This window comes from Mesorhizobium sp. LSHC412B00, assembly GCF_000503035.1.
In the GTDB taxonomy this organism is placed as follows: Bacteria; Pseudomonadota; Alphaproteobacteria; order Rhizobiales; family Rhizobiaceae; genus Mesorhizobium.
In genome coordinates this window covers 147,422-160,433 of record NZ_AYWB01000007.1, presented here as the reverse complement: position 1 = coordinate 160,433, position 13,012 = coordinate 147,422, and the positions used below count along the sequence as shown (strand labels likewise).

The 13,012-nt window shown below is 64.6% G+C and carries 15 protein-coding genes and 1 pseudogene; 10 read left to right on the top strand and 6 right to left on the bottom strand.

The window, feature by feature from the left end; translation table 11 throughout:
- Window positions 1-61: 61 nt before the first annotated feature.
- Genes X757_RS149480 through X757_RS149490 form a run of 3 tightly spaced genes read left to right on the top strand, consistent with a single transcriptional unit; the run spans window position 62 to window position 1,741 of the window.
- The gene (locus X757_RS149480) at window positions 62-346 is read left to right on the top strand and encodes an integration host factor subunit beta (RefSeq protein ID WP_023700102.1); all 285 of its coding nucleotides are present in this window, start codon (window positions 62-64) and stop codon (window positions 344-346) included.
- Between the two features lie 53 nt (window positions 347-399).
- Window positions 400-744, top strand: coding sequence for a lipopolysaccharide assembly protein LapA domain-containing protein (locus tag X757_RS149485; RefSeq protein ID WP_023698203.1), 345 nt, complete (start codon window positions 400-402; stop codon window positions 742-744).
- A 31-nt stretch (window positions 745-775) separates the two neighbouring features.
- Entirely contained in the window at window positions 776-1,741 is a 966-nt protein-coding gene (locus tag X757_RS149490) for an ornithine cyclodeaminase family protein (RefSeq protein ID WP_023683067.1), read from the top strand.
- Here X757_RS149490 and X757_RS149495 read toward each other — a convergent pair.
- The 4 genes and pseudogenes from X757_RS149495 to X757_RS01000000164850 form a co-directional block, all read right to left on the bottom strand.
- Complete coding sequence (locus X757_RS149495; RefSeq protein WP_023683066.1) at window positions 1,731-2,153, bottom strand: VOC family protein; 423 nt, start codon at window positions 2,151-2,153, stop codon at window positions 1,731-1,733. The genes X757_RS149490 and X757_RS149495 overlap by 11 nt on opposite strands.
- Window positions 2,154-2,286: 133 nt before the next feature.
- The gene (locus X757_RS149500; protein ID WP_023683065.1) at window positions 2,287-2,706 is read right to left on the bottom strand and encodes an EVE domain-containing protein; all 420 of its coding nucleotides are present in this window, start codon (window positions 2,704-2,706) and stop codon (window positions 2,287-2,289) included.
- On the bottom strand, window positions 2,703-3,113 hold the full coding sequence (locus X757_RS149505; RefSeq protein WP_023683064.1) for a VOC family protein: 411 nt from the start codon (window positions 3,111-3,113) through the stop codon (window positions 2,703-2,705). The genes X757_RS149500 and X757_RS149505 overlap by 4 nt, the downstream gene beginning before the upstream one ends.
- A 91-nt stretch (window positions 3,114-3,204) precedes the next feature.
- Window positions 3,205-3,902, bottom strand: a pseudogene (locus X757_RS01000000164850) (helix-turn-helix transcriptional regulator).
- Window positions 3,903-4,029: 127 nt separating this feature from the next.
- On the opposite strand from X757_RS01000000164850, the gene X757_RS149510 reads away from it, so the two are divergent.
- The 6 genes from X757_RS149510 (at window position 4,030) to X757_RS149535 (ending at window position 11,065) form a co-directional block, all read left to right on the top strand.
- Window positions 4,030-5,112, top strand: a complete 1,083-nt coding sequence (locus X757_RS149510) for a class I SAM-dependent rRNA methyltransferase (protein WP_023726460.1) — start codon at window positions 4,030-4,032, stop codon at window positions 5,110-5,112.
- Between the two features lie 34 nt (window positions 5,113-5,146).
- Complete coding sequence (locus X757_RS149515) at window positions 5,147-6,004, top strand: RNA methyltransferase (protein WP_023698197.1); 858 nt, start codon at window positions 5,147-5,149, stop codon at window positions 6,002-6,004.
- Window positions 6,001-6,489, top strand: coding sequence for a signal peptidase II (gene lspA, locus X757_RS149520; protein WP_023683060.1), 489 nt, complete (start codon window positions 6,001-6,003; stop codon window positions 6,487-6,489). The genes X757_RS149515 and lspA overlap by 4 nt, the downstream gene beginning before the upstream one ends.
- Window positions 6,490-6,594: 105 nt before the next feature.
- Window positions 6,595-7,584, top strand: coding sequence for an MDR family oxidoreductase (locus X757_RS149525; RefSeq protein ID WP_023704210.1), 990 nt, complete (start codon window positions 6,595-6,597; stop codon window positions 7,582-7,584).
- A 142-nt stretch (window positions 7,585-7,726) separates the two neighbouring features.
- Entirely contained in the window at window positions 7,727-10,015 is a 2,289-nt protein-coding gene (locus X757_RS149530) for a response regulator (protein ID WP_023726459.1), read from the top strand.
- 174 nt (window positions 10,016-10,189) lie between these two features.
- Window positions 10,190-11,065 carry a GNAT family N-acetyltransferase gene (locus X757_RS149535; RefSeq protein ID WP_023683057.1) on the top strand — a complete coding sequence of 292 codons (876 nt, stop codon included), beginning with the start codon at window positions 10,190-10,192 and terminating at the stop codon, window positions 11,063-11,065.
- A gap of 86 nt (window positions 11,066-11,151) precedes the next feature.
- Here X757_RS149535 and X757_RS149540 read toward each other — a convergent pair whose 3' ends face one another.
- Together X757_RS149540 and grpE are read right to left on the bottom strand one after the other, a co-directional pair.
- The gene (locus X757_RS149540; RefSeq protein WP_023683056.1) at window positions 11,152-11,784 is read right to left on the bottom strand and encodes a trimeric intracellular cation channel family protein; all 633 of its coding nucleotides are present in this window, start codon (window positions 11,782-11,784) and stop codon (window positions 11,152-11,154) included.
- A 117-nt stretch (window positions 11,785-11,901) separates the two neighbouring features.
- A complete protein-coding gene (grpE, locus tag X757_RS149545) occupies window positions 11,902-12,531 on the bottom strand; it encodes a nucleotide exchange factor GrpE (protein WP_023691975.1) in 630 nt (209 codons plus the stop codon).
- A gap of 259 nt (window positions 12,532-12,790) precedes the next feature.
- Between grpE and X757_RS149550 the strand changes: the two genes are divergently transcribed.
- Window positions 12,791-12,991 carry a hypothetical protein gene (locus X757_RS149550; RefSeq protein WP_023726458.1) on the top strand — a complete coding sequence of 67 codons (201 nt, stop codon included), beginning with the start codon at window positions 12,791-12,793 and terminating at the stop codon, window positions 12,989-12,991.
- The last annotated feature ends 21 nt before the right edge of the window (window positions 12,992-13,012 follow it).

The window sequence follows — 13,012 nt, the reverse complement described above, 5'->3', positions numbered from 1 at the left end:
AAAAAAGCAAATAAAATCATCCTGATAATTTGACCGCAGCGCTTTCACGGGGACCTTTCTGATGATCAAATCCGAGCTTGTGCAGATCATTGCCACGCGCAACCCGCATCTTTTCCTGCGCGACGTCGAAAACATCGTGGGAGCGATCTTCGACGAGATCACCGATGCCCTGGCGGAAGGCAATCGGGTCGAGTTGCGTGGCTTCGGCGCTTTTTCGGTGAAAAATCGCCCTGCCCGCACTGGCCGCAACCCGCGCACCGGCGAATCCGTCGACGTCGAGGAGAAGTGGGTGCCGTTCTTCAAGACCGGCAAGGAATTGCGTGAAAGGCTGAATGGCGGCAAGTAGGCGCGGACCAACGCGCCGGCGTTATCAAGGCCTGCCTTCTCCAGGGAATTTCTATGTTGAACCGCTTCATACTTATCGTGGTCTTCGTGCCGCTCGCCGTCATCCTGATCGCGCTGGCCGTCGCCAACCGCGAGCTGGTCGCCTTCACGCTCGACCCGTTCAACCCCGGCAATCCGAAACTGACGCTGACCTTGCCGCTGTTCATCTTCCTGTTCGTGGCGCTCGCCATCGGCATGGTCGTCGGCAGCCTGGCGACCTGGGTCAAGCAGGGCCGCTACCGCAAGCTGGCGCGCCAGCGCGGCGTCGAGGCCGAGAATTTGCGCCAGGCGGTCAGCCGGGTACCCGCCGCACCGCAAGGCTCGGGCCAGGGGCCGGCGCTGCCGAAGCCAACGGCCTGAAGCCGGCGCTTTTATCTTCGCGGAGTTTTGCATGCTGACCATTTCGGCCGACGCTGTCGACCAGGCGCTGACCTTTCCCGGGCTGGTCGAGACATTGCGCGCGGCCTTCCGCGAGGGTGCTGTGCAACCCGTCCGCCATCATCACGGGGTCGAGCGGCCCGACGGTGCCACATCCACGCTGCTTTTGATGCCGGCGTGGACCGACTTCCATGCGGCCGGCACGTCGGTCGGGGGTCATATCGGCGTCAAGATCGTCACCGTATCGCCCGACAACAACGCCATCGGCAAACCGGCGGTAATGGGGCTCTACCTCCTGCTCAACGGCGCCACCGGCGAGCCCGAAGCGCTGATCGACGGCCAACGGCTGACACAGTGGCGCACCGCTTGCGCCTCGGCGGTGGCGGCCTCCTATCTCGCCCGCGAGGACGCATCGCGGCTTCTGGTGGTCGGCGCCGGCGCGCTGTCGCCGTTCCTCGCCAAGGCGCACTCCGCGGTGCGGCCGATCAAGACCATCCGCATCTGGAACCGCACGCCCGCCAATGCCGAAAAGGTCGCGGCTGATTTGCGCGCGGACGGTTTCAACGCCGAGGCCGCAAGCGATCTCGACGCCGAACTCGCCGAGGCCGACATCGTCTCATCGGCGACGATCACGACGACGCCGCTGGTCAAGGGTGCGCTGCTCAAGCCGGGCGCGCATGTCGATCTGGTCGGCGGCTTCACGCCGACCATGCGCGAGAGCGACGACGACGCGATCGCGCGCGCCCGCGTCTATGTCGACACCCGCGCCGGCGCCACCAAGGAAGCCGGCGACATCGTCCAGCCGCTCGCCTCCGGCGTGCTGAAGCCGGAAGCGATCGTCGCCGATCTGCATGAGCTGGCGCGCGGGGAAAAACAGGGCCGGCAGAGCCCCACTGAGGTCACGCTGTTCAAGTCGGTCGGCGCCGCGCTTGAGGACCTTGCCGCCGGCATTGCCGTCTACAACGCGCTCAAGCAGTAGCGTCTGCGCCGGTTCTGCGATCGAACTTCCTGATCGCTTCCGCGCTGACCGGGGTGAAGAAGTTCACCAGATTGCCATCGGGATCGCGCAGCAGCAGCGACCGGTTACCCCATGGCATCGTCGTCGGCGTCTGTACGAAATCGCCGATGATTTTCGCCAGCCTGCTGTGCTCAGCATCAACATCGGCGACGCGAAACTCGATGATCGCTGAGCGATTGGCGGCCGGCTGCGCCACATCAGTTCCGAACAGGGCCAGCGTGCGGGTGCTGCCGATCGCCAGTGTGCAGGACGGCGTTGCCAGTTCGGCGAAATCGTCTGTGAACCAGGTTGCGGTAAGCCCGGTGATCGTCTCGTAGAATGCCACCAAGGGCTTGATCTGGTCGGTAATGATGCGGATCGAGACGAAGTCCATCTTATTCTCCTGGGGCAAGCGCGACGCTATCTGAAGACAATCGCTTGTCGCACAAGGCTGCTGACAACTTGGTGTCAGCAGCCTTGTCACGGTGTGCCTTGCCCATCCGGCGGCTGGATGCTTCAGCCTGCCTTCATGGCCGCGCCATCGCCTCGGCGATCAGCGCGAAATCATGCGCGGTAATTTCGAACAGGCCAAAGCGCAGCTGGTAACCCCAGTTCGATTTGCCCGCGGTGAAGTCGAGCTGCTCGAGCAGCGGCTTGATCGGCGCTTCCTCGGCCTTGGCCCATTCGACATCCCTGCGGAACGGCGTGAAGCCACCGCCCATGTGGCCCTGATAGGGCTCGCCTTCTCGCACGGTGCCGATTGCCGTGAAGGCCTGCAGGCCGTCCTTCTCGCGCAGAATTGTGGTCGGCGAGTAGTAGATGATGCCGTCGCCGGGCTTGATGCGGCGCAAAGGTGCCGCCTTGCCGTGGTTGACCTGCATGAAGCCGGCCTCGCGGCCGCGCCGGACATGTTCGGCGGAAGCGACCGCGATCCAGTGCGCACTCATTTCTGTTCTCCATTGGCCTGTTCCCCATTGGCCTGTTCTCCGTCGTTCAGCCAGTAGACGCGCAGCCGGTGCTTGTCGGGATCGAGCGCAACGAAGGTGCGGCCGAAGTCCATGTCGGTCGGCGTCTGCAGAACGGTCAAGCCGCGTCCTGCCCAGTCCGTGTAGGCGGCGTCCACCGCATCAGGCCGGTCCAACGCGAAGACGAGCTCCGCACCGCCGCCCGCGGCCGCGGCCGACGGCTCCACCGTGTGGCGCGACCACAGGCCGAGCTTGAAGCCATTGTCGAGCACGAACAGCACGAAGGTCGGCGACGTCTCCACCGGCTGGCGTCCCAGCAGCGCACCGTAGAAGGCGCCGCTCCGCTCCGGGCTGTCGACATAAAGGATGACGAAATTGGGGGTGTTCATGTCTGCTCTCCAGGGTTTCGATTGGAGGAGCATAGGTGACCCCACTGTCAGATTCTGGCAGCAGCGTCTTGTGGGCGCGTGGAAAGGAGCATTAAGCGCCAGGCTGGCGCTCCGGTGCGTCCAGCGTCGCGCGCCATTCCTTCAGCAGCGCCTGCCGACGAGCGGATAGCGGATATCTGTGGTGTTGAGCCCCGACATCCGGTCGGCGCGAAAATGTCTGAAATCCTGCCGCGTCTCGCACCAGGCCACCACCACCCGCACCTTGTCGAAAAAGCCGAGCGCGAATGGCCAGATCAAGCGCTCGGAGGCGGCGCCGCCGGCGTCGCGGTAAAGAAAGCCGAGTTTTCTCTCGTTGCGGATCGCCTGGCGCACCAGGCCAAGGTCGATGCTTTCGACAGCATCGCCGTGCGGCCCGACCAAAAGCGCGGTCGCATCGAGGTCCTCACGCAGATCGTCCGGCAGCACAGCGGCAATCTTGGCCAGCGCGTCGGTGGCGGCGGCCGACAGCCGCTTGTCCGGTTGTCTGGCAACCCAACGCGATCCCAGAACGATGGCCTCGATCTCCTCGTCGGTGAACATCAGTGGCGGCAGCATGAAGCCGGGTTTCAGCACATAGCCCAGCCCAGCCTCGCCCTCGATCGGCGCGCCTTGCCCCTGCAGCGTGGCAATGTCGCGGTAGAGCGTTCGGATCGAAACGTCCATCTCGCCGGCAAGCGTGCGACCGCTCACCGGCCGGCGATGCCGGCGCAGGATCTGGATCAAGTCGAGCAGGCGTTCGGAACGGGACATGATTCCAGATTTGCCTGTTTACTCAGCGAGGTCCACCACCTCAGACATTCGCACGCTGGACCATTTTGTTTGCGCAGCCGGTGACCCTATGCCAAAAGCGGCCTGCCGCCTCCGGAGACGCTCCTGCTTGAAGTCTTTTCGCGACAAACGCCGCGACAACCGTCCGCCCGCAAAAGGCAGGACCGAACATGCGCGGCCGCAGCCGGAGACCGTACCAATCCGACCCGAAGCCAGACAGCAACGCCACGAAACAAAACCGGACGACCGGTCTAATCCGAAGCCCGCCCCCCGTATCCTGGCGCGTCGCGAAGGCGTCCTGCCCACTGAGCGCCTGCCGGTGATCCTCGAAGTGGCGCCCAATCAGGATTATGCACTGCTCGACAGCGGCGCCGGCGAAAAGCTCGAACAATACGGCCCCTACCGCATCGTGCGGCCCGAGGGACAGGCGATCTGGCAAAAGGCCTTGCCCGCCAGGGACTGGGACCGAGCCGACGCCATCTTCACCGGCGATACCGACGAAGAAGGCATCGGCCGCTGGCGTTTTCCGAAGGTGCCGCTGGGCGAGACCTGGCCGATGAGGCATGACGGCATCGACTATCTCGGCCGCTTCACCTCGTTTCGCCATGTCGGCGTCTTCCCCGAGCAGGCTTCGCACTGGGACCATATGGCCAGCCAGATCGTGGCGGCCAAGCGCCCGGTCAAGGTGCTGAACCTGTTCGGCTATACCGGGCTCGCGTCTCTGGTGGCCGCCCGTGCCGGCGCCGAGGTCACCCATGTCGATGCCTCCAAGAAGGCGGTCGGCTGGGCGCGCGAAAACCAGGAAATGGCCGGTCTCGGCAGCAAGCCGATCCGCTGGATCGTCGACGATGCTGTGAAATTCGCCGAGCGCGAAGAGCGCCGCGGCAGCCGCTACGACATCATCCTGTTCGACCCGCCCGCCTATGGCCGCGGCCCCAAGGGCGAGGTCTGGCAATTGTTCGAGGACCTGCCCGGCCTGACCGATCTTTGCCGCGCGATCCTGACGCCGAAACCGCTCACCGTGGTGCTGACCGCCTATTCCATCCGCGCCTCCTTCTTCGCCATCCATGCCTTGATGCGCGACACCTTTGCCGGCATGGGCGGCACGGTTGAATCAGGCGAACTGATCATCCGCGAGCAGTCCGCCGGGCGGGCGCTGTCGACATCGCTGTTTTCGCGCTGGGTGGCCTGAATGCCCCGGAGACCTGAATGCCCGGGAGTCCCGAATGAATGAGCGGCACATCGGCGCGCCCGGGCAGGTCAAGGAAGTCACCAGCCTTGCCAATCCGCTGATCAAGGACATCAAGGCGCTCGCCCAGAAGAAATTCCGCGACCAGCAGAACGCCTTCATGGCCGAAGGGCTGAAGCTGGTCATCGACGCCCTCGACCTCGGCTGGTCGATCAGGACGCTGGTTTTCGCCAAGGCCGGACGCGGCAATGCGGCGGTCGAAAAGGTGGCGGCGCGCACGGTTGCCGCCGGCGGCACCGTGCTCGAAGTGTCCGAAAAAGTGCTGGTCGCCATCACCCGCCGCGACAATCCGCAAATGGTGGTCGGCGTCTTCCGGCAGAAACTGCTGCCGTTAAGAGACATCCGCACTCACGACGGCGATGTCTGGGTGGCGCTCGACCGGGTGCGCGATCCCGGCAATCTCGGCACCGTCATCCGCACCGTCGATGCCGTCGGCGCCAAGGGCGTCATCCTGGTCGGCGAAACCACCGATCCGTTTTCGGTCGAAACCGTGCGCGCCACCATGGGCTCGATCTTCGCCGTGCCGGTGACCAAGGCGACGCCGGAAGCATTTCTGGCTTGGCGAAACAGCTTCTCGGGCCTGGTGGTCGGCACCCATCTGAAGGGTGCGGTCGACTACCGCTCGGTCGATTTCTCCCGAGGACCGGTGCTCTTGATGATGGGCAATGAGCAGCAGGGCCTGCCCGACAATCTGGCGGAAAGCTGCGACCGGCTGCTGCGGATTCCGCAGGCCGGCCGCGCCGATTCACTCAATTTGGCGGTCGCCACCGGAATCATGCTGTTCGAGATCCGCCGCGGCGCGCTGAAACTTGCCCCCGAGGACGCCACATCGTGAAATCATGGTCTCCCTATGCGCTGCTGGTGATGGTGGCAATCGCGCTCGACCAGTGGATAAAGCATCTGATCGAGACCGGCCTCGTCTTCCAGGAAAAGCTCGACCTGGTGCCATTCCTGGCGCTGTTTCGCACCTACAATACCGGCATCGCCTTCTCGATGTTCTCGTCCTTCGGCGACACCGGCCTGGTCGTCATCGCGGTCGTGGTCGTTGCCTTCGTGCTTTATCTGGCGACGCGCACGCCCTCCGGCCATGTGCTGGCCCGCATCGGCTTTGCCCTGATCATCGGCGGCGCGATCGGCAATCTGATCGACCGCGCCGTCTACGGCCACGTCATCGACTATATATTATTCCACACGCCGGTATGGTCCTTCGCCGTCTTCAACCTTGCCGATGCCTTCATTTCGGTCGGCGCGGCGCTGGTCGTCTTCGACGAGTTCATCGGCTGGCGGCGCGAGGCCAAGCCGCAAGGCCCAGAAGCCTGACGGCCCGACTCTTTTGACCAATTGACCTCGCCGGACGGTCGCCGCACAGTTCGGCCAGAGCCAGCCAATGCCGACCGCCAGCCTTTGCGAAGCCGAGGAGAAGAGATGCCTGAAACCTTCAAAGCCATCCTCGTTTCGCGCGACGCCGAAAAGAAGCAATCGGTCGAGATCGTCGATTTCAGCGAAGCCGATCTGATGGAAGGCGACGTAACTGTCGCGGTCGAGGCGACGACGGTCAACTACAAGGACGGGCTGGCCATCACTGGGAAAGCGCCAGTGATCCGCCGCTGGCCGCTGGTGCCGGGCATCGATTTCGCCGGAACCGTCCTCTCCTCATCGCATGCCGACTGGCGCAAGGGCGACAAGGTCATCCTCAATGGCTGGGGCGTCGGCGAGACGCATTTCGGCGCCTATGCCGGGCGCGCGCGCGTCAACGGCGACTGGCTGGTGCCGTTGCCCGACGGCATCAGCGCGCACGATGCGATGGCGGTCGGCACCGCCGGCTATACGGCCATGCTCAGCGTCATGGCGCTGGAGCGGCACGGCATCCTGCCGGATCGCGGCCCGGTGGTGGTGACGGGTGCAGCCGGCGGCGTTGGGTCGGTCGCGGTCTCGATCCTGTCCAGCCTTGGCTATCACGTCATCGCCTCGACCGGCCGCAACGCCGAAAGCTCCTATCTGATCGACCTCGGTGCCGCCGAAGTGATTTCGCGCGAGGAACTCTCCCAGCCGGCCAAGCCGCTGGCCAAGGAGCGCTGGGCCGGCGGCATCGATGCCGTCGGCAGCCACACGCTGGCCAATGTGCTGTCGATGACCGCCTATGGCGGCGCGGTCGCCGCCTGCGGCCTGGCGAGTGGCATGGATCTGCCGTCGAGCGTCGCCCCGTTCATCCTGCGCGGCGTCTCGCTGCTCGGCATCGATTCAGTGATGGCGCCAAAGGCTGTGCGGCTGGAAGCCTGGCGCCGCATCGGCAGCGATCTTGATCTCAAGAAGCTCGCCGGCCTGTCGACGACCATCGGCTTCGACGGCATCATCACCGCCGCCCATGACATCGTCGAGGGCAAGATCAGGGGCCGCGTGGTTGTCGATATGTGAGGCTCCCGAAGCATGATCCCGAAAGGGAATCAGGTTTCGGAAAAGATCAGGCGATGCGGAAAACCGCCAAAAATGCATGACCGCTAAAATTCGAACGATCCGCCGCGCTTTTCCATAATCTCTATCTGGCAAGGAGTTCCGCATGATCGCGGAGTCCGCCAGGAAAGAGAAGAGCCGCGCCGAAAGCATCGACGGGCCGAACCCGGCGACGCCCAAGCGGCAGCATGTTGCCGCGCCGCCGCTGGCGCCGGATTTGCCGCGCCCCACGTCCGAGGGCCTGCCGTTCCTGACGGTGGTCGCCAGTGTCGTGCTGGCGGGCCTCTCCCACCTCACCGGTGCGCCGATCTTCATCACCCTCGGCCTGCTGGCGACAGGCGTTGCCGGCGTCGCCATGCACCTGCGCAACCGCCGCACCGTCCACCGCGCGACGGCCTTGCTCGACGAAACCGCCGCGCGCAGCCGCGCCGAGATCGAGACGCTGGCCGACCGCATGTGGGAGATGCAGGAGAGCGAGGAGCGTTTTCGCGGGCTGATCGATGCGCTCGGCGATCTCGTCGTCCACCGCGACCGCGACGGCCACATCGTCTATGCCAACATGGTTTTCGCCGGCCTCGTCGGAACCGATCAGCGCGACCTTGCCGGCAGGACTCTGGCCGACCTCGGCATCGATGTCGGTATCGTTCCCGACGCCGCCTTTTCGGATCACGAATGCCTGAGTTCCACCGACGTCTCCATCCGCACGCCGAACGGTCCGCGCTGGTTCTCGTGGATCGAACTGTCGGTGCGCGACAAGGATAGCGGCGCCGTCTCGCACCGGGCGATTGCCCGTGACATCACCGCCCGCAAGCGCGCCGAATCCTCGTTGATCACCGCGCGCGAGCGCGCCGAATATGCCAGCCAGGCCAAGTCGCGCTTCCTCGCCACCGTCAGCCATGAGATCCGCACGCCGATGAACGGCATCATGGGCATGGCCAAGCTACTGGCCGACACCAATCTGTCGCCCGAGCAGCGCACCTATGTCGGCGCCGTCTCGACCTCGGCCAGCGCGCTTTTGGCGCTCATCGAAGACCTGCTCGACTATTCCAAGATCGAGGCCGGCCGCTTCGACCCGGAACCGCAGCCGACATCGTTGCGTGAAATTGCCGACAACATCATCGAACTGATGGCGGCGAAAGCCTTCGCCAAGAACATCGGCCTCGGCTGTCATGTCGAGCCCGACGTGCCACAGATGATCATGGCCGATCCGGGAAGAGTCAGGCAGGTGCTGCTCAACCTGATCGGCAATGCGATCAAGTTCACCGACACCGGCGGCGTGCTGGTTTCGGTTGCACGGGCCCGCACCGAGACCAGCGACCGCATCTGCTTCACCGTCGCCGACACCGGCCCTGGCCTGCGCGAAGAGGATATGGAGCGCATCTTCGAGGAGTTCGAACAGTCCGACGGCACCTCGACCCGCACCCATGGCGGCGCCGGCCTCGGTCTGGCCATATCGAGGCGCCTGGTCGCCGCCATGGGCGGTGCCATTTCGGTGTCGAGCCGGCTTGGCGAGGGATCGGAATTCGTCTTCGAGATCCCGGCCGCAGGAGCAACCGAAGCACCGCAGAACCGGCAGAACATCCTGGCCGGCCGGCGCGCCGTGATCGTGTCGAAGAACGCCGTCGAGGCGGACGCCATCGCCCGCACCATCCGCGCCCATGGCGGCGCCGTCGACGTCGCCGCAACCGCTTCCCAGGCGACGCCCTTCGCCGAACATTGCGATGTGCTGTTGATCGACGCGGCCCTGGAGGACGGCGACGGCGGACTGCTCAAGCGCCTGCGCCAGAGTGGCTTTGCCGATTGCGAGGCGATCACGCTGATCGCGCCGACCGACCGCGGCATGCTTGGCGAATTCCGCACCAGCGGCTACGCCACCTTCCTGGCGAGGCCGGTGCGCGGCGAAACCCTGCTGCGCGTGCTGCTGACCAGTCATGCCCCTGCCTTGCCGCCGCCAAAGCCGGAAAAGACCGGCGCGTCCTCGCTTCGTGCCCATGGCGGGCGCCAGCAAGGTTTGTCGGTGCTGATCGCCGAAGACAACGACATCAACGCCATGCTTGCCCGCGCCACGCTTTTGAAGGCGGGACATCGCGTGAAAGTGGTCGGCAATGGCAAGGCCGCGGTCGAGGCGGTGACCGAAGCCGGGCTGAAAAATCGCTTCGATGTGGTGCTGATGGATTTGCACATGCCGGTGATGGACGGGCTGGACGCGATCGCCGCCATCCGCCGCCACGAAGAGGAAATGGCTGTGCCGCCGGTGCCAATCATGGTGCTTTCGGCCGACAGCCAGGAAAAGACCCGCCACGCCGTGCTCGCCCATGGCGCCAGCGGCTTCGTCACCAAGCCGCTCGATCCCGACGCGCTGGTCCATGCCGTCGAGGGCCAGGTGGCCGCCTGAAGCGACGCTGGAGAAATCCTCGCGTCACGTAGGTAGCCGAATGAGGGTTTTCGCCAGCCGACGAAGTATTGCCCGTCGCGCCGTATCACGGTACTGTCACAATCCTGTTGCACCTACACCGTATCCCCGTGCCAAGAGGGATGGCTCGAAGGAGAATCACTCGTGCATACAGTTATGCCGGAATGTGACACTCGGCCCAGCGCAGGCGGCGCTTTGCTCGCCGCGCGGAACGCCGATGCCGTCGCAACAGGCGCACCGCTGGGCCGTATCGGCAATCTCGAAGTGCGGCTTGCCCGCAATGAGGCCGAGATCGCCGCCGCGCAGGAAGTGCGCTACCGGGTGTTTTATGACGAGCTTGGCGCCAGGAAGGACCTGTTCCAGGCGCAGGACCGGCGCGACGCCGACCGCTTCGACCCGCTGTGCGACCATCTCCTCGTGCTGGACACTTCGATCTCCGGCCCCGAGCATCGCCGCATCGTCGGCACTTACCGCCTGCTGCGGCAAGAGATTGCGGCGACCGCCGGCGGCTTCTATTCCGAAGGCGAGTTCGAACTGACCAAGCTGATCGCCCGCCATCCCGGCCAGCGCTTCCTTGAGCTCGGCCGCTCCTGCGTGCTGCCGGAATACCGCTCGAAGCGCACCATCGAGGCGCTGTGGCAAGGCATCTGGGCCTACATCAACCACTATGAGATCGGCGTGATGACCGGTTGTGCCTCGTTCCCTGGCACGGTGCCGGCTGCGCATGCCGAGGCGCTCACCTACCTTGCCCATCACTGCCGGACCAACTCCGCCTGGGATGTGCGGGCGGTCTCCGGGCGCTATTGCTCGATGGACCTGATGCCGATCGAGGCGGTCAACGCCAAGGCGGCGATTGCGGCCATGCCGCCGTTGGTCAAGGGCTATCTGCGCGTCGGCGCCCGCATCGGCGACGGCTGCGTCATCGACCGTGAGTTCTCCACCGTCGATGTGTTCGTGGTGATGCCGGTCAAGGAAATCGGCGCCCGCTACGTCAACTATTATGGCGGGGAAGCGCAGCGCTTTGCGGCGTGAGGCAGTAGGCAGTAGGCAGTAGTGAAGGCTGCCGCGAATTGCTGACTATTCCCTATTCCCTATTCCCTATTCCCTATTCCCTCTCCCTACGGAATATCCTCCGGTCGCCGTCCCGGGCGGCTCTTGTAGGACGGAAAGGTCCAGCCGAATTTCAGCGCGCCGCCGCGCACCAGGAAAGCCGCGACGAAGCCGGCAATATCCGAGGCGAGCGGCGGCAGGCCGGCAAGATCGCCAAGTGTGTAGAGGCCGGCGCCCGCGAGTGCGGCGGTGACGTAGATTTCGGGCCTGAGCAGCACCGATGGCTCGCCGGCCAGCAGATCGCGCAGGATGCCGCCAAATGTGGCGGTCAACACGCCCATAACAACGGAGACGACCGGCGAGCCGGTGATGGCCAGCCCCTTGGCCGCGCCCATTACGGAAAAGGCCGCCAATCCGATGGCGTCGAGCCAGAGCAGCCATTTCCAGCGGGATTCGACGCGGTGGGCGATGAAGAAGACCAGCACCGCAACCGCCGCGCAAACCAGCACATAGCCGGAGTTGGCGACCCAAAAGACGGGCAGGTTGAGGATGACGTCGCGAAGCGTGCCGCCGCCAATGCCGGTGACGCTGGCCAGAAACAGGAAGCCGATAATGTCGAGCTGCTTGCGCGAAGCCGCCAACGCCCCGGTCGCGGCAAAGACGGCGACGCCGGCATAGTCGAGGAGGTCGATGGGTGTCAGGGACATGAGGTAGTAGGGATTGGGAATTAGGGAAAGTATGAATAACACGAAGCCGCGCGATTGATACGCCTGCCTATTCCCTATTCCCTATTCCCTATTCCCTACTGCCTACCCTACTCACGCATCCTTCTCGGCCTGCTCGTTCACCGGCCCCGGCTCGACCGGCGCTTCGGTGGCCGCGATCTTGGGGCCGCCCTTGGCGACCCCGACCATGGCCGGCCGCAGCACGCGCTCGCCGATCGAATAGCCCGGCTGCACGACCTGGACGACGGTGTTGGCCGGCACATCGGGATTGGGCACTTCGAACATCGCCTGGTGGAAATTCGGGTCGAACTTCTCACCTTCCGGTTCGAGCTTCTTCACCCCATGCCGTTCCAGCGTCGACAGCATGGCGCGCTCGGTGATCTCGACGCCGTCGATCAGCGCCTTGAAGCCGGCATCTCCGGCCGCTTTCGCCTCGGCGGGGATAGCATCGAGCGCGCGGCGCAGATTGTCCGACACCGACAGCATGTCGCGGGCGAAATTGGCCACCGCATAGGCGCGCGCATCATGCACGTCGCGGGCGGTGCGGCGGCGCAGATTCTCCATCTCGGCTGCGACGCGCAGCGCGCGGTCCTTCAGCTCCTCGTTTTCCTTCAGCAACCGCACCAGCGCTTCATAGTCGCCGTCGATGCCGCCTTGCGTGCGCTCGGCCTCGGCCGTTTCGATATCCTCGGGCGCGCGTTCGTCTTTTGTCTGGTCGCTCATCGCCATTTCCCGTCATTCGAATGGTTTGGATTTGCGCCCGATATCGAGGTTTGGCGGCCAAAAATCAAGGGGCAAGCCCAGGAGGACGCCCCACAGCAGGCAATGTTGCGGGCAGCCCGTCGGACTTGGTGCGGGGCGCAAGGACGTTCAAAATTAATTCAAACTTTACCGTAACGGCAGCCTTTGCTTGCCAATACCCCGCTATGGGGAACCATTCAAAGCTTGGAGGAGTTTTGAAACCGACACAGGATTTGAGACAATGGACCGCAATACTGGCAACAGAAGCGAAGAGCTCGCCGCCGACATCAGGCGCCAGTTCGGCACCGAGGCGACGACGCGCTTCTTGCGCACCTTGCCGGCCTTCCGCACCGAGGCCGACATTCCCGCCCGTTTCCGGGACCTGCTCGACCGGCTGGACGGCATAGAAGCCAGCATGGCCGGCGGCAAACGCCGTCAATAGCGATGCTATCGCGCGACAATT

Coding starts and splice junctions, on each gene's coding strand:
- X757_RS149480 (WP_023700102.1), top strand. CDS start 62: ATGATCAAATCCGAGCTTGTGCAGATCATTGCCACGCGCAACCCGCAT.
- X757_RS149485 (WP_023698203.1), top strand. CDS start 400: ATGTTGAACCGCTTCATACTTATCGTGGTCTTCGTGCCGCTCGCCGTC.
- X757_RS149490 (WP_023683067.1), top strand. CDS start 776: ATGCTGACCATTTCGGCCGACGCTGTCGACCAGGCGCTGACCTTTCCC.
- X757_RS149495 (WP_023683066.1), bottom strand. CDS start 2,153: ATGGACTTCGTCTCGATCCGCATCATTACCGACCAGATCAAGCCCTTG.
- X757_RS149500 (WP_023683065.1), bottom strand. CDS start 2,706: ATGAGTGCGCACTGGATCGCGGTCGCTTCCGCCGAACATGTCCGGCGC.
- X757_RS149505 (WP_023683064.1), bottom strand. CDS start 3,113: ATGAACACCCCCAATTTCGTCATCCTTTATGTCGACAGCCCGGAGCGG.
- X757_RS149515 (WP_023698197.1), top strand. CDS start 5,147: ATGAATGAGCGGCACATCGGCGCGCCCGGGCAGGTCAAGGAAGTCACC.
- X757_RS149525 (WP_023704210.1), top strand. CDS start 6,595: ATGCCTGAAACCTTCAAAGCCATCCTCGTTTCGCGCGACGCCGAAAAG.
- X757_RS149530 (WP_023726459.1), top strand. CDS start 7,727: ATGATCGCGGAGTCCGCCAGGAAAGAGAAGAGCCGCGCCGAAAGCATC.
- X757_RS149535 (WP_023683057.1), top strand. CDS start 10,190: ATGCCGGAATGTGACACTCGGCCCAGCGCAGGCGGCGCTTTGCTCGCC.
- grpE (WP_023691975.1), bottom strand. CDS start 12,531: ATGAGCGACCAGACAAAAGACGAACGCGCGCCCGAGGATATCGAAACG.
- X757_RS149550 (WP_023726458.1), top strand. CDS start 12,791: ATGGACCGCAATACTGGCAACAGAAGCGAAGAGCTCGCCGCCGACATC.